Genomic DNA, 17,155 nt, shown 5'->3' with positions numbered 1-17,155 from the left:
TGGATATGACCATACACCTTTTCGCGCGTCGGCGCGAGGGGCACGGCCGCTCAGGCGCCGCCGAAGCTCGCGATCAGGCCGTCGATGACGAATTGCGCGGCCAACGCGGCCAGCAGCACCCCCAGCAATCGCGTGATCACCGCCTCGATCTTCTGCCCCAGGATCCGCATCAGCGGCCCGGCAAGCAGCAATGCGGCGAGCGTGAGCAGCAGGATCAAGGCCATCGCGGCGAGAATCACCAGCGTGTGCGACACGCCGTGCCCCTGCGACATCAGCAGCATCACGCTCGCGATCGATCCCGGCCCGGCGATCATCGGCATCGCCATCGGGAAGATCGAAACGTCCTCCACCTCGGGGGTGTCGATGATCTTCTGCGCGCGATCTTCGCGCCGCTGCGTGCGCTTCTCGAACACCATCTCGAGCGCGATCAGGAACAGCATGATCCCGCCGGCGATGCGGAAACTGTCGAGGCTGATGCCGAGCGCGTCGAGGATGTCGTGCCCGAACAGCGCGAAGACGAACAGGATCAGCGCCGCGACGCCGACCGCGCGCAACGCCATCGCGCGCGCGTGCGCCGGGCTCGCCCCCGCCGTCAGCCCGGCATAGATCGGCGCGCAGCCCGGCGGATCGATGACGACGAAAAAAGTGATCAGCGCCGAGACGAACAATTCGGTGAGCGCGGCGATGCTCATCCCAGCGCGTTCGCGTCGTACGCCACACCCTCGCGCCGGCACGCCGACACCAGAGTGTTGCGCATCAGGCACGCGATCGTCATCGGGCCGACCCCGCCCGGCACTGGTGTGATTGCGGCCGTATGGCTTACGGCACCATCGAAATCGACATCGCCGACCAACCCGTCCTCGGTGCGGTTGATGCCGACGTCGATCACGACCGCACCCGGCTTGATCCACTCTCCCTTGACGAGTCGCGGCACGCCGACCGCGGCGACGACAATATCGGCACGGTGGATCACGCCGGCGAGGTCGTGGGTGCGCGAATGCGCGACCGTGACGGTGCAGCTTTCCTTCACCAGTAGCGCTGCCATCGGCTTGCCGACGATGTTCGATCGCCCGACGACCACCGCCTCCTTGCCCGAAAGATCGCCGAGCTGGTGCCTGAGCAGCATCAGGCAACCCAACGGCGTGCACGGCACGAAGCCGTCGAGCCCGGTCGCCAGCCGCCCGGCATTGACGGGGTGGAAGCCGTCGACATCCTTGTCGGGGTCGATCCGGGTGATGATCGCGCGTTCGTCGATATGGCCGGGCAGCGGCAATTGGACGAGGATGCCGTCGACGGCGGGATCGGCGTTGAGTGTATCGACCAAGGCGATCAGGTCGGCCTGGCTGGTGGCGGCGGGCAGACGATGCTCGAACCCCTGCATCCCCGCTGCCGCGGTCGCCTTACCCTTCGATCGGACATAGACCGACGAGGCCGGGTCGTCGCCGACGAGCACCACCGCGAGCCCCGGCTGGCGCCCGGTCCTGGCGGTGAACGCCGCTGCCTGCTTGCCCACGCGCTCGCGCAAGCCAAGCGCGAACGCCTTTCCGTCGATGATGTCAGCCGTCATGTCTGCGCCCCATAAAGGCTCGCGGCGATTCCCGCCAGCGTGTCGGGATCGCCGGTGATCGCCAGCCGCTTCAGCCGCCCGGTGTCGCCGCCGATCAGCGTCACGTCGCGTTTCGCGACCTTGAACGCCTTGGCGACGAACGCGATCAGCCGTGCGTTGGCGGCGCCCTCCACCGGCGGCGCGGCGATGCGGATGCCGAAATGATCGGGCCCGTGCGTGCCCCAGCCGTCACGCGAGGCGCGCGGCGTGACGCGCACTGCAAGGCTGATCCCCGAATCGGTCGCGCGCCAGCCGCTCAATAGGTGACGGGCGCGATCAGCGACATCGCGAGATTGGGCAGCACCACCGCCTGCAAGATGTAGATGATCAGCAGCACGACCAGCGGCGACAGGTCGAGTGCGCCGAAATCGGGCATGATCTTGCGGATCGGGCGATAGATCGGATCGGTGATCTTCTCGAGCGCGTACCACACCGAACGGACGAGATCGTTGTGCAGGTTGATGACGTTGAACCCGATCAGCCAGGACATGATCGCCTGGACGATGATGATCCACCACAGGACGTTGAGCAGAATCGTCAGGATCTGAAAAACGGCGATCAAGCGGGCCTCCGCAGACATGAGGAACGGGGGATCGTTACAGGAAAGCAGCGCGGGGCAACAACCCCTGTCAGGCGCAAACCTATTTCCCGATCAAGGTGCCCGCGCCGCGGCGAGTGAAGATTTCGAGCAGCATCCCGTGCGGAATCCGCCCGTCGAGGATCACCGCGGCCTCCACCCCCGCCTCGATCGCGGCAACGCAGGTATCGACCTTGGGGATCATCCCGCCCGAAATCGTGCCGTCGGCCTTGAGCGCGGCGATCTTCGCCTCGTCGAGATCGGTCAGCAGCTCTCCTGCCTTGTCGAGCACGCCGGCGACGTCGGTCAACAGGAAGAAGCGCTTGGCCCCCAGCGCGCCCGCGATCGCGCCGGCCATCGTGTCGGCGTTGATATTGTAGGTCGCGCCGTCCGCGCCCAGCGCCACCGGCGCCACCACAGGGATGAAATTGTCCGCGGCAAGGTTGGTCAGGATGCGCGGATCGACCGTCACCGGATCGCCGACGAAGCCCAGATCGACATGCCGTTCGATCCCCGAATTGGGGTCGGCTTCGGTGCGCTGCACCTTCTCGGCGATGACGAGGTTGGCGTCCTTGCCCGACAGCCCCACCGCGCGCCCGCCTAGCGCCGCGATCCAGCCGACGATCTCCTTGTTGATCTTGCCCGCGAGCACCATCTCCGCGACTTCGGCGGTGGCGGCGTCGGTGACGCGCAGGCCGCCGACGAACTGCGATTCGACCCCCAGCCGCTTGAGCATCGCGCCGATCTGCGGCCCGCCGCCGTGGACCACGACCGGGTTGATCCCGACCGCCTTCAACAGCACCACGTCCTCGGCGAAGTCGCGCTGCGCCTCGGGATCGCCCATCGCGTGGCCGCCATATTTCACCACGAAGGTCTCGCCCGCATAGCGCTGAAGATAGGGCAGCGCCTCGGTGAGCGTCTCGGCCTTGGCGAGCAAGGCGGCGGAGGGCGTATGGTCGGTCATGCGCGCTCCCATAGCGTGGCCGTCACGCTAGCGGAAGCTTGGCGGGCGCCCGATCGAGCCGCCGCCCGATCGCGACGAAGAGATAGATCACCGGCGCCACCAGCACTGCGGACAGCACCACCTTGGCGAGCATCTGCCCGACGAGAAGCGCACCGATCGGGAACACGCCCGCGAACGCGATCGTGACGAACAGCAAGGTATCGACGATCTGGCTCAGGATGCTCGCCAGCGCGGCGCGCAGCCACAGCAGCCGGCTGCCCTCCTTGCCCTTGAGCGCCGAGAAGATCGTGACATTGAGCGTCTGCGAAATCCCGTAAGCTACGATGCCCCCGGTCCAGATGCGCCAGGTGCCGCCGAGGATGAGCTGGATCGCCTCGCGATTCTCGGGGCGCATCGCCGGTGAGGCGGGCAGCGCGTGGACGATCACAGACAGGATGATCGACACGATCAGCGGCACGAAACCAATCAGCACCAGCCGGTTGGCGATCGCGCGCCCATGCAACTCGGCAACCGCGCTCGACGTGACGACGAGCAGCAGGAACGCGAAGATCCCCGCCTCGACCGCCAGCGGGCCGATGCCGATCAGATTGCCCAGCTCCGATACCGGCCCCAGCGACACCTGCTTGTTGCCGAGCACGCCCGCGATGCAGACCATGCCGCCATAGAAGATCGAGAAAGCGAAAAGCGATCGCGGGATCGCGGGGGTGGGATGGTTCATGCGGTCGGCCGAAAAGTGGAAAAGGCGATACGTCCCCGTCCGTTCGCCCTGAGCTTGTCGAAGGGCCGTTCTTCCCTCGTGCCCGCACGCAAGGAGAAAAGAACGGTGCTTCGACAAGCTCAGCACGAGCGGTTTTGGTCGTTCGCTCCAAGCTGTAACGCGAAATCGGCGCAGATCAACGTCGGGGCTGGCGGAGGCGCGTGCGCCGTGTATGGTCGTCGCCCGCGCAGCCGGGGGGCCGCGTGTCGGTCGATTATCAAGCGCGGGCAAGCACCTTCCATGACACGAATCCTGATCGGCATCGCAGGCATCCTGGTGATCCTCGGCCTCGCGTTCGCGCTGTCGACCAACCGCCGTGCGATCCGCCTGCGTGTCGTCGGCGCCGCCTTCGCGCTCCAGGCGGGAATCGCGGTGCTGGTGCTCTACGTGCCCTGGGGCAAATCGGTGCTCGCTTTCCTGTCGGGCGGGGTCTCCAACCTGCTCGGCTACGCCAAGGCGGGGGTGGATTTCATCTTCGGCCCGCTCGCATCGCCCGAGATCGGTGGCAACAGCTTCGCGATCGCGGCGCTGCCCGTGATCATCTTCTTCGCCAGCCTGGTGTCGATTCTCTATTATCTCGGCATCATGCAACTCGTCGTGCGCTGGATCGGCGGGGCGATCGAAAAAGTGATCGGTGTCTCGAAGGTCGAATCGCTGTGCGCGGCGGCGAACATCTTCGTCGGGCAAAGCGAATCACCGCTCGTCATCCGGCCCTATCTCGCCAGCCTCACTCCGGCGCAATTGTTCACGGTGATGACCAGCGGGATGGCGGGGGTCGCTGGCACGATCCTCGCGGCCTATGCCTCGATGGGCATCCGCATCGATTATCTGCTCGCCGCCTCGTTCATGGCGGCGCCCGGCGGCATCCTGATGGCCAAGATCATCATGCCCGACACACCCGCCGATAGCGACGGCGAACTGCCGCTGGGCGACCATCCAGAGGATGAAAAAATCGCGCTCGCCGATGCCACGCACGATGAGGAAAAGCCCGCCAACATCATCATGGCCGCCGCGCAAGGCGCGCAGACAGGGGTCAAGCTCGCGGTTGCGGTGGGGGCGATGGTGCTGGCCTTCGTCGCGCTGGTGGCACTTGCCAACGGGCTCCTCACCGGGGTCGGCAATCTGGTGGGGCTTCCGGGACTGACGTTTCAGGGGCTGCTCGGCATGGTCTTCAAGCCGGTGATGTTCCTGCTCAACATCCCCTGGCACGAGGCGGGCGCGGCGGGCGGCTTCTTCGGCGAGAAGATCGTGCTCAACGAATTCGTCGCGTACATCGATCTCGGCAAGGTGCAGGATACGCTCAGCCCGCGCACCGTCGCGATCGTCACCTTTGCGCTTTGCGGTTTCGCCAACTTCTCGTCGATCGCGATCCAGATGGCGGTGACGGGGGGACTGGCGCCCAACCAACGCCCGATGATCGCGAAGCTCGGTATCCGCGCGCTGATCGCGGGGAGCCTCGCCAACCTGATGTCGGCGGCGCTGGCGGGGTTGTTGATCCAGTAGGAAAGGGAACGCGATGAGCGCCGAACAACCCGAACCCGAACATACGATCGAACGGCTGATCTTCTTTTCGGACGCGGTATTCGCGATCGCAATCACGCTGCTCATCATCGAAATTCACGTGCCCGAGCTTGAGCGCGGTGCCGGCGCGCTCGATTATGTCCAGGCGCTCGCCTATCTCATCCCCAATTTCGTCGGCTTCCTGATCAGCTTCTTCGTGATCGGCGCCTTCTGGGCGGGGCATCACCGCGCCTTCGCCTGCGCAGTACGCTGGAGCGACCGGCTGGTCTTCCCCAACCTGCTGATACTGTGCGCGATCGCGGCGATGCCCTTCTTCACCGCGTTCGTCAGCGCCAATCCGAACGCGCGCGTGCCGGTGGCGGTCTATTGCGGCTGGCTGCTCGTCACCGGATTCCTCAACATGAACCTGCAGCGCGTGGTGCTCGCCCCGCCGGTCGTCAGCCCGGTGCTGTCGCCGGGCCGCGCCGAGACGATCCGCCGGCGCGGGCTTGCCGTCGTGCTCGGCGCAGCGACGGCGGTGCTGGTCGCGATCGTCTCGCCGATTCCGGCGCTTGCCGAAGCGGCGCTGGTCACCATCCCGCTCTGGCGGAAGCTGCTCGATCGACGTGCCGCGCGCGCCGCCGCGGCTCAGCGCGTCGGAACCGGCGCGTCGCCCGAATAATCGTAGAAGCCCCGCCCGGTCTTGCGGCCGTACCAGCCCGCGTCGACATATTTGACGAGCAGCGGCGCGGGGCGGAACTTGGGATCGCCGGTGCCGTGGAACAGCACCTTGGTGATCTCCAGACACGTATCGAGCCCGATGAAATCGGCGAGCGTGAACGGCCCCATCGGGTGGTTGAGCCCCAATTGGCACGCCGCGTCGATATCGGCAATCGTCGCCACGCCCTCGCCGAGCGCGAAGCACGCCTCGTTGAGCATCGGCATCAGCACGCGGTTGACGATGAAGCCCGGCGCATCGTTGGCATGGACCACGCGCTTGCCCAGCGCGGCGGCATAGGTCTCGATGATCTTCACGGTCTCGTCCGCGGTAGCGAGTCCGCGGATCACCTCGATCAGCCCCATCACCGGCACGGGGTTGAAGAAATGCACGCCGATGAAACGCTTGGGATCGGGCGCCGCCTGCGCCAGCCGTGTGATCGGGATCGACGAGGTGTTCGACGCCAGCACCGCCTGATGGCCCAGCACCTTGCCGACGGCCTCGAAGATCGATCGCTTGATCTCCTCGCGCTCGGTCGCGGCTTCGATCACCAGCCCGCAGGTCGACATGCCGGCAACGCCGTCGATCGGCTCGATTCGGGCAAGTGTGGCGTCACGCGTCTGCGCGTCGATCTTTTCCTTCTCGACCAGCCGTCCGAGTTGCTTCGCGATCCCCGCCTTGCCCGCCTCGGCGCGTTCCCTGGAGACATCGGTGAGGAGCACGCGATACCCCGCCTGCGCGGATACCTGCGCGATGCCAGCGCCCATCTGCCCCGCCCCGATCACGCCGACTGCCTGCATCTCGCCTGCTCCTTCGATAAGAATGTTCCGTGTCGCACGCGCTCTAGAGTTTATTGTGCTTACGTGGAAGCGGGCCGGTGCCGGAAACGGGACCTGGCCTCTTTTTCCATCGCCCGCAGCCTCCTAAGATGGTGCGATGAGACCGATCGCCGCGTTCGCCCTGTTGTCCGTTCTCGCCGCCTGCGCTCCGCGCGCGCCGGGTAACGACGCAGCGCCGGCGCCCGATACGGAAACTGCGCCGGCGTCGTCGGTTTCCGCCGACGCACCCGACAGTCATGCGACACCGCACCCCGCCGGCGCGCGCACGTTCGCCGACTGGACGGTGGCATGCGACAATGGCGGCGAATGCTCGATGGCCTCGCTCTCGCCCGAAGATGGAGACTTCTACGCGGTCAACCTCGCGCTAACCCGCGCGGCGGGGCCCGACGGTGCGATCGCGGTCGCGCTGCTGCCCAACGAGGAAGGCGTGACCCCGGCGGCGGTCGCGGTCGATGGCGTGCCGGTGGGCGGTGCGTTTCCCGCCGTGAAAGACGGGCGCACCACGGTGACGGGCAACGCCGCCGCCGCGATCGCTTATGCGCTCGCCAACGGGCAGCGGCTCACGGTGCGCGATCCTGGCGGCGCGGTGCTGGCGACGATCTCGCTCGCGGGCGCTTCGGCGAGCCTGCGCTACATCGATGCCGAACAACGTCGTGCGGGCACCGCGACCGCGATCGTCGCCAAGGGCAACCGGCCCGCGAGCGCGGTGCCCGCCGCGCCGGCGCTGCCGGTGATCGTCGCCCCGCCCGCCGCCACCGGCACCGCGCAGGTCGGCGCGACGATGGCGGCCGAACTGAAGCAGCGCGCGGGCTGCGACGATACGCTCGTCACCGGCATCGCGCCCGAGACGTACTCGCTGGGCGACGGCGCGACGCTGGTGCTCGTGCCGTGTGGCCGGGGCGCCTATAATCTCAGTTCGGCGCTGTTCGTGCTCAAGGACGGCAAGGCCGACCCCGCGCGCATCGACGCCCCCTCCGGCTTCACCGAATCGGGCGCGCCCGCGGAAATTCCGCAGGTCGTCAACGCCGGCGTCACCGATGGCGTGCTCTCCAGCTACGCCAAGGGGCGCGGGCTGGGCGATTGCGGCGTCGAGCAGGATTTCGTCTGGGACGGCAGCATGTTCCGCCTCGCCCAGCAGGCGGAAATGGGCGAATGCCGCGGCAACCCGAACCTCCTCACGACATGGCGCACACAGGTGATGCGACGATAGGGGCCGACTGTCGCCCTCTACGGCGCCTTCCGCCGTGGGCGCGCCTCGGCGAGCAGCAGCGCGAAGCGATCGTCGGGGTCGGTCCATTCCGCCACCGGGGTCCATTCGCCGGCGAGCAGCAGCATCCGCGCGTCGCGGGGCCCGTATTTGTGGCTGTTCTCCGTGTGGATCGTTTCGCCCGCCGCCATCTGGAAGGCGTGGCCGTCGATCGCGAAATCCACGTCGCGCGTCGCCTCGAGGTGCATCTCGATCCGGGTCAGCGTCTCGTTCCAGATCGCGCGGTGGCGAAACGCATCGACGGGGATGGTGCCGCCCAGCTCGCGGTTGATCCGATCGAGCAAATTGAGGTTGAACGCCGCGGTGATCCCGGCGGCGTCGTCATAGGCGGGCACCAGCACGTCCTCGCTTTTCACCCGGTCCATCCCGATCAGCAGCAAGGCGTCGTCGCCGAGCGATTCGCGCATCGCGCGCAGCAGATCGACCGAGGTGCGCGGCACCAGATTGCCGATCGTCGAACCGGGGAAGAAGCCGAGCTTGGGCAGGCCGCGGATCGCCTCCGGCAGCGCAATCGGCTCCATGAAATCGGCCTCGACCGGGATCACCGGCAGGTCGGGGAAATCCTGCGCCAGCGCGGCTGCCGCATCGCGCAGGAAATCGCCTGAGATATCGATCGGCACATAAGCGGCGGGCGTAATCGCGCGCAGCAGCAGCGGCGTCTTGGCCGACGATCCCGATCCGAACTCGACCACCGCACGGCCGCGCCCCACCTTGGCGGCAATATCCGCGCCGCTTTCGGTCAGGATGCGCGTTTCGGTGCGTGTCGGATAATATTCGGGCAGGTCGGTGATCGCCTCGAACAGCTCCGATCCGCGCCGATCGTACAGCCAGCGCGCCGGCACCGCGCGCTGCGGCGCGGTGAGACCGTCGAGCACGTCGGCGCGGAAAGCCGGATCGGCGGTGATGGTATCGCTGTCGTCGATGGCGCGTTTCTCCAGCAGCTATTTGTCTTCGGAAGCCCGGTGCTGTGTTCCAACAGGATAGGAATGCATCAACAATCCTTCGCCAGCCGCACGCCGGTGAACTGCCAGCGCTGATGCGGATAAAAGAAATTGCGATAGCTCGCACGGACATGCCCGCGCGGCGTCGCGCATGAGCCGCCCTTGAGCACGAACTGCCCGCTCATGAACTTGCCGTTATATTCGCCGACCGCACCCTCGGCAGGGCGGAAGCCGGGATAGGGGCGATACGCGCTACCGGTCCATTCCCAGACGTCACCGAAAAAGCCGGGCGTGGTGCCAGGACGCGGTTCGGCCGGCCCGGCCGCGTCGAGTTGGTTGCCGCCCGCCGGGTCGTGCGCCTGCGCCGCCGCTTCCCACTCAGCCTCGGTTGGCAGCCGCGCGCCCGCCCAGCTCGCATAAGCATCGGCTTCGTAGAAGCTGATGTGCGTCACCGGTGCGGCAGGATCGATCGGTTGCCGCCCGTCGAGCCCGAAGCGTGTCCAGCCGCCGTCGTCCTGTTCCCAGTAGAGCGGCGCGGCGATGCGTTCGGCCTGCACCCACGCCCAGCCGTCGGATAGCCAGTGGCGCGACTCGGCATAGCCCCCGTCCTCGATGAACGCGATCCACTCGCCGTTGGTGACGGTGCGGTCGGCGAGCGCGTGGGGGTGGAGCAGCGCGGCGTGGCGCGGCCTCTCGCAGTCGAACGCGAACCCGTCGCCGCGGTGGCCGATCTCGACCGTGCCTTGCGCACCCTCGATCCAGTCGATCACCCCCGGCATCGCGATCGGTGCCTCGTGCGCCGACGGCCACAGCGCAGGCTCGATCGGGTTGCAACTCAGCAGGTGGAGGATGTCGGTCAGCAGCAATTCCTGATGTTGCTCCTCATGATGGCAGCCGAGCGCCACCAGATCGCGCACCTCGGGCGCCAGCCCCGGCAGCGCATCGAGCAGGGCGGCTTCGATATGCGCGCGGTAGGCGAGCACGTCGTCAAGGCTCGGCCGCGTCACCATGCCGCGGCGGTCGCGCGCGTGGCGCTGTCCCTCGGCCTCGTAATAGCTGTTGAACAGAAATGGGAACCGCGCGTCGTACGGTGCATAACCCGGCACGAAATCGCGCAGCACGAACGTCTCGAAGAACCAACTCGTGTGAGCGAGGTGCCATTTGGCAGGCGAGGCGTCGGGCATTGATTGCACGGTCGCATCGGCATCCGACAATGGTTCGACCAGTGCGCGGCTGAGCGCGCGAACCGCCGCGAACCGCGCTGCGAGCGGTGCGGGGGCGGGGGAGCGTCGATCGATCATCGTCTCGCGAGCAGGTGAACCTCGTGTCAGCGCGTCGCGCCGGGTTGCCAGAGAACGTCCTCGGCGCCGGCTTTGTTCATCGCCCGCGATGCGACGAACAGCCAGTCCGACAATCGGTTGAGATAGGCGAGCGCGTGCGGGTTGATCGGCATCGCTGCCGCCGCGGTGACGGCGGCACGTTCGGCGCGGCGCGCGATCGCTCTCGCCAGATGGAGCGCCGCGGCCGGCGGCGTGCCGCCTGGCAGGATGAAGCTGGTGAGCGGCGTCAGGCTGGCGTTCATCGCATCGATCTCTGCTTCGAGCCGCGCGACCTGGGTCGGCACGATCCGCAGCACCATCTCCGACGGCGTGAAATCCTCGCCCGGCGTGGCGAGATCGGCGCCGAGATCGAACAGGTCGCTCTGGATGCGCGTCAACCCGGCGGAAAGGCCGGCGGAATGGATCGTGTCGGCCTCCCCGATCGCGACGATCGCCACGCCGATCGCGCTGTTGGTCTCGTCGACATCGCCGATCGCCGTCATCCGCGCATCGCTCTTGGCGAGTCGTGATCCGTCGACCAGCCCGGTCGTGCCGTCATCGCCCTTGCGGGTGTAGATCTTGTTGAGCTTGACCAGCGCGAGATGCCCTTTTGTTGCGGTTCCGGCCCGCTCTCCCACGGGGCAACCAAAGCGATTATCCTATGGGTGGCCGGGTGAGGGAGCGGGCCGGAACCGATCTATACCAAAGCCTTCAAGTACGTCCGGCGGCAAACAGGATCAGCACCACGATCATGATCGCGAGCGCCTGGAAGAAGATGCGAAACTGCATCATCTTGTTCGATTTCAGGCTCGACGCGCTCGGCTGGGTGCCGTTCAGATCCGCCTCGGTCGTCTTGAGGAAGGTGACGATGCCGCGTACCAGCGCGACCACTGTCGCGATCATCGCGGCGACGAGCAGGATGACGAGGAAAGTGTTCATCGCGCCAATTTAGGCGTTCCCGGGCCTTGCCGCAACGTGGTTGGTCGGGATCGCCGCGTTATACCGCCAGCTTGGGGAAAGCGGCGCGGAAGGCGGCGACCTTGGGCTTGTCCCAGTGCACGATATACGGATGGGTCGGGTTCCGGCGATAGAAGTCCTGATGATACGCTTCGGCCGGGTAGAAGCCGCCGCGTTCGAGCCGCGTTACGATCCGAGCCTTGAAGGCGTGCGCGCGCGTCAGTTGCGCGATGTATGCGGCGGCCACCTTCTGCTGTGCTGCTGTCTGCGGGAAGATCGCCGAACGATAGCTCGGCCCCCGATCCGGCCCCTGCCGATTGAGCTGGGTGGGGTCGTGCGCGACCGAGAAATAGACGCGCAGCAGCGTGCCGTAACTCACCCGGGCTGGATCGTAGGTGATCCTGATCGCTTCGGCATGGCCGGTCTTTTCGGTGCTGACGTCGCCGTAGCGGGCGGTCGCCTTGCTGCCCCCGGCATAGCCGCTGACCACCGATGTGACGCCCTTCACCTGCTCGAACACCGCTTCCATGCCCCAGAAACAGCCGCCCGCCAGCACCGCGGTTTCGGAATGCGTCGACGGCGGCACGTCGAGCACGGGGGCGGGGATCGCAACCGCTCGCTCGGCGGCAGGGGCAGCGCTGCACGCGGCTGCCGCGATGCCGCCGAAGCCGGCCAGGACGATGAAGGGGCGGTGCATGAGCGCTCTCCTGCGGCGCGCGGCATGGCGCCGCGGCCTCGATCAGCCCTCATCCTAGCACGATCGGGCGATCCCCGCCCGAGTCGCGTTCAGTGGGCGGGCGCGGGCGCGGGCGCCGTCGCCTCGGTAGGCGCCGCCGACGATTCGGCGATGTGCAGCCCGGCAAGCCCGATCGCGCCGAGCGCGAAGCCGCCGAGGAACTGCCACAGGAAGTCGGACTTCAGGATGGCCCGCATCGTTCTTGCCTTTTTCTATCCATCCCGCGCCGCGTCGCCGCAGCACAAGCATCAGGAGCAAGGACCGCCCGGAATCGGCAACGCCGACTCGCGATCCTTGGCACCGGCTTGTACGCCCGGCGGCTTAACGCGCGCTGGGCAACCCGTTCATCTTAGAGCAGCACAGGCCGTCTGGATGCGCTCGCAGGCTTCGAGCAGCAGCGCATCCGAGGTCGCGTAGCTGATCCGCATCGCGGGCGACAGGCCGAACGCGACGCCGGGGACGACCGCCACCTTCACGTCTTCGAGCAGATATTCGACGAACGCCGAATCGCTGTCGATCGTCACCCCCTTCGGGGTCGTCTTGCCGATCAACTGCGACAGTTCGGGATAGACGTAGAACGCGCCCTCGGGCCGCGGGCAGGTGATTCCGTCGGCCTGGTTGAGCATCGACACGACGAGATCGCGCCGCCCCTGGAACGCCTGCGCGCGCTCTTTCAGGAAGCTCTGGTCGCCGTTCAGCGCCGCCACCGCCGCGGCCTGCGCGATCGAGCAGGGGTTCGAGGTCGACTGGCTCTGGAGCTTCGCCATCGCCTTGATCAGCCACGGCGCGCCGCCCGCGAAGCCGATCCGCCAGCCGGTCATCGCATAGGCCTTGGAACAGCCGTTGACCGTCAGCGTGCGCTCATAGAGCGAGGGGCAGACCTGCGCGATCGTCGCGAACTCGAATCCGTCATAGACGATATGCTCGTACATATCGTCGGCGAACACCCACACGTCCGGGTGACGCTCGATGACCTCGCCGAGCGCCTTCAACTCAGCCGCGGTATAGCCAGCGCCGGTCGGGTTCGACGGCGAATTGAGGATCACCCATTTGGTTTTGGGCGTGATCGCGGCCTCGAGCGCTTCAGGCGCGAGCTTGTAACCCTGCTCGGCGCCCGCCGCGACGAATTTGGGCACGCCGCCGGCGAACAGCACGACATCGGGATAGCTCACCCAATACGGCGCCGGGATCACTACCTCGTCGCCTGGATCGAGCGTCGCGATCATTGCGTTGAACAGCGTGTGCTTGCCGCCCACGTTCACCGTGATCTGGCTGGCCTCGTAGGCAAGCCCATTGTCGCGCTTGAACTTGGCGGCGATCGCCTGCTTCAATTCGGGTGTGCCGTCGACATTGGTGTATTTGGTCTTGCCCGCACGGATCGCCTCGATCGCCGCATCCTTGATGAAATCGGGCGTATCGAAATCCGGTTCGCCGGCGCCGAGACCGATCACATCGACACCCGCGCGCTTCAGTTCCAGCACCTTGCTGGTGATCGTGAGCGTGGGCGACGGCTTGATGCGGCCGAGCGCGGCGGAAGTCTGCATGGCGTGGTGTCCCCTACAAAAGGCGGGGGCGCTATAGCCCCGCCTTGTTCGCGACTGCAACCGCCGGGATGAGCCCGTGCAGCGCATTGCCGACGAAGAAGCCCCCGGCGAGGTCGGCGGGGGTCAGATCGCCCTCGATCGCGCGGCCCGATTCGAGCAATTCGGCGCGGAGCACGCCGGGCAGCAGCCCGCGCGTCAGCGGCGGGGTGACGAGTTTGTCGCCGCGCTCGACGAACAGGCTGGTGAAGCTGCCCTCGGTGAGGAAGCCGTGCGCGTCGACGAAGGCGACCTCGAACGTGCCGGCGGCCTTGCGCGGGGCATCATGGAAGGCGCGGTCGCTCGTTTTGTGGCGGCAGCGGAAATCGTCGGGGTCGATCGTCGACGCGACGATGGTGACCTCTACCGGGCCGGCCGGGGGTTCGGGCAGCGGTGAAACCTGGATCGCCATCGCGCCGCTCGGGGCGAGCAGCAGCCGGATGCGGCGCGCCTCGCGCAGCCGGAAGGTCGCAGCCTGCAATTCGTTGCGCGTCGCGTGGCGATCGAACGGGATGCCGAACGCCAGCGCGCTCGCCTTCATCCGCGCGAGGTGCCGGTCGAGCAGCACGGTCCCCGCCTGCGGATCGAACGCCATCGTCTCGATCAGGTCGAAGCGCCGCTGACCCGCGGTGACGAACGCGCTTTTGGCAAGGCATTCGGCCCATTCCTCGGCGGCGTTCGAATCGGCAACCACACCCGATCCCAGCCCCAGTCGCGCGGTCTCGTCGCCGTGTGCCATCTCGAGCGTGCGGATAGCGACGTTGAAGATCGCGTCGCCGTCGGCGTCGATCCGGCCAATCGCGCCGGTGTAGGTGCCGCGGGGGGCGGCCTCGACTTCGGCGATCACCTCGCTCGCGCGGATCTTGGGCGCGCCGGTGATCGATCCGCACGGGAACAGCGCCTCGATCACGTCGACGGCGTCGCGGCCCTCGGCGAGGTCGGCTGTGACGTCAGACACCATCTGGTGGATCGTCGGATAGGTTTCGACCCCGAACAGCCGCGGCGCCTTCACGCTGCCCGGCCGCGCGACGCGGGTCAGGTCGTTGCGCAACAGATCGACGATCATCAGATTCTCGGCGCGCTGCTTGGGATCGGCGGCGAGGCGTTCGGTGATCGCATGATCCTCGTCCGCGGTGTCGCCGCGCATCGCGGTGCCCTTCATCGGCCGCGCCAGCAGCGTGTCCGCATCGAGCCTGAAAAAGAGTTCGGGCGACAGCGACAGCAGCAGCGTGTCGTCGGTGCGCACCACCGCGCCGTAATGCGCCCGCGCCTGCGCGCGCAGCCGCGCGTAGAGCGCCAGCGGATTACCCAGGATGGCCACCTCAGCGGCAAAGGTGAGGTTCGCCTGATAAATGTCGCCCGCGCGAATGTAATCGAGCACGCGCGCGAGGCGTGCCTCATAATCGGCGTTGGTGATCGCGGGCCGCGGCGCCGCGCACCATGCCGCCGCCGGATCGGGAAGCAGCGCGGATAGCTGATCGGCCGCGATCGTCTCTGCGCGCTCGAACAGCCCGAACCAGAGCAGCGCGCGATCGTCGGTGACCGCCGCGATCCGGGGCTCGATCCCCGTACCCGCGCCGTAAGCGAGATATCCCGCCGCGTGCAGTCCGTCGCGTCGCGCCGCGCGCAACGCGGCCAGCGCCGGGCGCACCTCGTCCGCCCGGCGCGCCTCGATCACGCGGACGGGCGCGCGATAAAGCGTCGCGTCACCGCCCGCGGCATCGTCGAGCAGGACGAAGGGTGTCTTTTCGTCGGCGACCATCGTTCGGACCAGATGCACGTCAAAGGCGGGGTGGGGCAAGCCTCCTTGGCAGATTCGGCGGCCAGGCCTATTTCCGGGCGATGCCTCAGCCCCCGCTCCGCGCCGCGATCATCCCCGTCACCCCGCTCCAGCAGAATTGCACCTTGCTGTGGTGCACCGAGACGATGAAGGGGGCCTTCGTCGATCCCGGCGGCGATCTTCCCCGGCTCAAGGCGGCCGCGGCGCAGCACGGCGTCACGATCGAGAAGATCCTCCTCACCCACGGCCATATCGATCATTGCGGCGAGGCGAAGCTGCTCGCCGACGATCTCGGCGTGGCGATCGAGGGGCCGCACGAGGAGGATCGCTTCTGGATCGCCCGGCTCGACGAAGACGGCCGCAAATACGGAATCCACGGTGTACCGTTCGAGCCCGATCGCTGGTTGGATGAAGGTGATCAGGTCACGGTCGGTACGCTCGCGCTCGACGTCTATCACACCCCCGGGCACACCCCCGGCCACGTCATCTTCCACCACCCGCCCTCGGCGCTCGCGCTGGTGGGCGACGTGCTGTTCGCAGGCTCGATCGGCCGCACCGATTTCCCGCTCGGCAATCACCAGACGTTGTTGCGCACCGTGGTCGAGAAGCTCTGGCCCTTGGGCGACGACACTGCCTTCATCCCCGGCCACGGCCCGACAAGCAACTTCGCGCACGAACGCCGCCACAATCCGTTCGTCAGCGACGCCGCGATCGCGCGCTAGAGGGTAATTGCGCGCATGACGGGGCCGCTGCTTCTCTGTCTCAGGGGGTGCCGGGCTACCCTCGTGCCGGCGATTCGATCGGTAGTTCGATCTGCGTGCGCGGCGGTTCGCGGAAGGGCAGCGACACCGCATAGATGCCGAGCACCACCAGCAACAGCATCGTCACCACCGCGCCCGCCAGCCGGCCGTGGCGCAGCCCTTCCATCCCCAGCGCATGCGCGACGCGCACGATCAGGAAGATTGCCGAGACGATCCACAGCCAGATCGACGATCCCTGCGCGAATTCGATCAGCCCGATCAGGATGACGATGAACGGCGCATTTTCGACGAAATTCGCCTGGGCGCGCATCCGCGTCGCCAGCGCCAGATTGCCGCCGTCGCCGATGCTGACCGCGGCGGCACGGCGCACCAGCCCAACGCGCAGGGCGAGCCAGGCGTTGATCAGCGCCGCGCCGCCCGCGGTCACCAGCGTCACCGGTAGGGTGATCAAAGCCATGTCGCGCTCCCGTCTCCGTTACGCGGCAAGCGATCGCACGCCGCCGCGCCGCTTGCAACGCCGTTCAAAATCGCTATAGCGCCACGCTTCGCGATGCGTCTGGCCGTGGTGCCTTCCGCGGCCTTTCGGGGCCATCGGTTGCTTCATGCCGCGTTCGGGCTTATCGCGCCCCGATAGCATTTACACGAATAAGGTGCCGAAATGGCCGTCCCTAAGAGAAAGACCTCTCCTTCGAAGCGCGGTATGCGTCGTGCGCACGATTCGCTGACGCCGCACGCGTTCCAGGAATGCCCGAATTGCGGCGAACTCAAGCGCCCGCACAATCTGTGCCCGGCTTGCGGCCATTATAACGGCCGCGAGATCGTCTCGGTCGAAGGCTAAGCCGACCTACCACGC

21 protein-coding genes are annotated in these 17,155 nt (G+C 67.1%); 5 read left to right on the top strand and 16 right to left on the bottom strand.

Annotation, left to right across the window (positions count from 1 at the left end; translation table 11 throughout):
- Positions 1 to 50: 50 nt before the first annotated feature.
- The 6 genes from DFR49_RS10800 to DFR49_RS10775 all read right to left on the bottom strand — a co-directional run bounded on the left by DFR49_RS10800 (position 51) and on the right by DFR49_RS10775 (position 3,865).
- Complete coding sequence (locus DFR49_RS10800) at positions 51 to 692, bottom strand: MarC family protein (protein ID WP_119035746.1); 642 nt, start codon at positions 690 to 692, stop codon at positions 51 to 53.
- On the bottom strand, positions 689 to 1,567 hold the full coding sequence (folD, locus tag DFR49_RS10795; protein ID WP_119035745.1) for a bifunctional methylenetetrahydrofolate dehydrogenase/methenyltetrahydrofolate cyclohydrolase FolD: 879 nt from the start codon (positions 1,565 to 1,567) through the stop codon (positions 689 to 691). The genes DFR49_RS10800 and folD overlap by 4 nt, the downstream gene beginning before the upstream one ends.
- A complete protein-coding gene (locus DFR49_RS10790) occupies positions 1,564 to 1,866 on the bottom strand; it encodes a DUF167 domain-containing protein (protein ID WP_245968372.1) in 303 nt (100 codons plus the stop codon). Before DFR49_RS10790 ends, folD begins: the two co-directional genes overlap by 4 nt.
- Entirely contained in the window at positions 1,863 to 2,168 is a 306-nt protein-coding gene (locus tag DFR49_RS10785; protein ID WP_245968370.1) for a YggT family protein, read from the bottom strand. Before DFR49_RS10785 ends, DFR49_RS10790 begins: the two co-directional genes overlap by 4 nt.
- A gap of 79 nt (positions 2,169 to 2,247) precedes the next feature.
- The gene (gene argB / locus DFR49_RS10780; RefSeq protein WP_119035743.1) at positions 2,248 to 3,147 is read right to left on the bottom strand and encodes an acetylglutamate kinase; all 900 of its coding nucleotides are present in this window, start codon (positions 3,145 to 3,147) and stop codon (positions 2,248 to 2,250) included.
- Between the two features lie 22 nt (positions 3,148 to 3,169).
- Positions 3,170 to 3,865: a queuosine precursor transporter gene (locus tag DFR49_RS10775; RefSeq protein ID WP_119035742.1), complete on the bottom strand. Its 696-nt coding sequence runs from the start codon at positions 3,863 to 3,865 to the stop codon at positions 3,170 to 3,172.
- Between the two features lie 279 nt (positions 3,866 to 4,144).
- Between DFR49_RS10775 and DFR49_RS10770 the strand changes: the two genes are divergently transcribed.
- Together DFR49_RS10770 and DFR49_RS10765 are read left to right on the top strand one after the other, a co-directional pair.
- On the top strand, positions 4,145 to 5,407 hold the full coding sequence (locus tag DFR49_RS10770) for a NupC/NupG family nucleoside CNT transporter (protein WP_119035741.1): 1,263 nt from the start codon (positions 4,145 to 4,147) through the stop codon (positions 5,405 to 5,407).
- A 13-nt stretch (positions 5,408 to 5,420) separates the two neighbouring features.
- Positions 5,421 to 6,086, top strand: a complete 666-nt coding sequence (locus tag DFR49_RS10765) for a TMEM175 family protein (protein WP_119035740.1) — start codon at positions 5,421 to 5,423, stop codon at positions 6,084 to 6,086.
- Here the strand turns inward: DFR49_RS10765 and DFR49_RS10760 are convergent.
- Positions 6,053 to 6,922, bottom strand: coding sequence for a 3-hydroxyacyl-CoA dehydrogenase NAD-binding domain-containing protein (locus DFR49_RS10760; protein WP_119035739.1), 870 nt, complete (start codon positions 6,920 to 6,922; stop codon positions 6,053 to 6,055). The genes DFR49_RS10765 and DFR49_RS10760 overlap by 34 nt on opposite strands.
- Positions 6,923 to 7,058: 136 nt before the next feature.
- On the opposite strand from DFR49_RS10760, the gene DFR49_RS10755 reads away from it, so the two are divergent.
- Complete coding sequence (locus DFR49_RS10755) at positions 7,059 to 8,171, top strand: DUF1176 domain-containing protein (RefSeq protein WP_119035738.1); 1,113 nt, start codon at positions 7,059 to 7,061, stop codon at positions 8,169 to 8,171.
- 17 nt (positions 8,172 to 8,188) lie between these two features.
- Here DFR49_RS10755 and egtD read toward each other — a convergent pair whose 3' ends face one another.
- The 8 genes from egtD to pabB form a co-directional block, all read right to left on the bottom strand.
- Entirely contained in the window at positions 8,189 to 9,166 is a 978-nt protein-coding gene (gene egtD, locus DFR49_RS10750; RefSeq protein ID WP_119035737.1) for an L-histidine N(alpha)-methyltransferase, read from the bottom strand.
- Between the two features lie 53 nt (positions 9,167 to 9,219).
- The gene (gene egtB / locus DFR49_RS10745) at positions 9,220 to 10,470 is read right to left on the bottom strand and encodes an ergothioneine biosynthesis protein EgtB (RefSeq protein WP_119035736.1); all 1,251 of its coding nucleotides are present in this window, start codon (positions 10,468 to 10,470) and stop codon (positions 9,220 to 9,222) included.
- 26 nt (positions 10,471 to 10,496) lie between these two features.
- Positions 10,497 to 11,084, bottom strand: a complete 588-nt coding sequence (locus tag DFR49_RS10740) for a cob(I)yrinic acid a,c-diamide adenosyltransferase (RefSeq protein WP_119036374.1) — start codon at positions 11,082 to 11,084, stop codon at positions 10,497 to 10,499.
- Between the two features lie 115 nt (positions 11,085 to 11,199).
- A complete protein-coding gene (locus tag DFR49_RS10735; protein ID WP_119035735.1) occupies positions 11,200 to 11,427 on the bottom strand; it encodes a twin transmembrane helix small protein in 228 nt (75 codons plus the stop codon).
- A gap of 58 nt (positions 11,428 to 11,485) precedes the next feature.
- Entirely contained in the window at positions 11,486 to 12,142 is a 657-nt protein-coding gene (gene msrA, locus DFR49_RS10730; RefSeq protein WP_119035734.1) for a peptide-methionine (S)-S-oxide reductase MsrA, read from the bottom strand.
- 89 nt (positions 12,143 to 12,231) lie between these two features.
- Complete coding sequence (locus DFR49_RS21985) at positions 12,232 to 12,378, bottom strand: hypothetical protein (protein ID WP_170151000.1); 147 nt, start codon at positions 12,376 to 12,378, stop codon at positions 12,232 to 12,234.
- A gap of 147 nt (positions 12,379 to 12,525) precedes the next feature.
- Positions 12,526 to 13,725 (bottom strand): pyridoxal phosphate-dependent aminotransferase, encoded by a 1,200-nt coding sequence (locus tag DFR49_RS10725; protein ID WP_119035733.1) that lies wholly within the window; start codon positions 13,723 to 13,725, stop codon positions 12,526 to 12,528.
- 31 nt (positions 13,726 to 13,756) lie between these two features.
- Entirely contained in the window at positions 13,757 to 15,523 is a 1,767-nt protein-coding gene (gene pabB / locus DFR49_RS10720) for an aminodeoxychorismate synthase component I (RefSeq protein ID WP_119035732.1), read from the bottom strand.
- A gap of 80 nt (positions 15,524 to 15,603) precedes the next feature.
- Between pabB and DFR49_RS10715 the strand changes: the two genes are divergently transcribed.
- Positions 15,604 to 16,263, top strand: coding sequence for an MBL fold metallo-hydrolase (locus DFR49_RS10715; protein WP_119035731.1), 660 nt, complete (start codon positions 15,604 to 15,606; stop codon positions 16,261 to 16,263).
- 55 nt (positions 16,264 to 16,318) lie between these two features.
- On the opposite strand, the gene DFR49_RS10710 is transcribed toward DFR49_RS10715, so the two are convergent.
- Positions 16,319 to 16,759, bottom strand: coding sequence for an MAPEG family protein (locus DFR49_RS10710; RefSeq protein WP_119035730.1), 441 nt, complete (start codon positions 16,757 to 16,759; stop codon positions 16,319 to 16,321).
- Positions 16,760 to 16,960: 201 nt separating this feature from the next.
- Here DFR49_RS10710 and rpmF point away from each other — a divergent pair, with 201 nt between their 5' ends.
- A complete protein-coding gene (rpmF, locus tag DFR49_RS10705) occupies positions 16,961 to 17,140 on the top strand; it encodes a 50S ribosomal protein L32 (RefSeq protein ID WP_119035729.1) in 180 nt (59 codons plus the stop codon).
- The last annotated feature ends 15 nt before the right edge of the window (positions 17,141 to 17,155 follow it).

Source organism: Hephaestia caeni (assembly GCF_003550065.1).
Classification (GTDB): domain Bacteria; phylum Pseudomonadota; class Alphaproteobacteria; order Sphingomonadales; family Sphingomonadaceae; genus Sphingomonas; species Sphingomonas caeni_A.
This window is presented reverse-complemented; position numbering and strand designations above follow the sequence as displayed.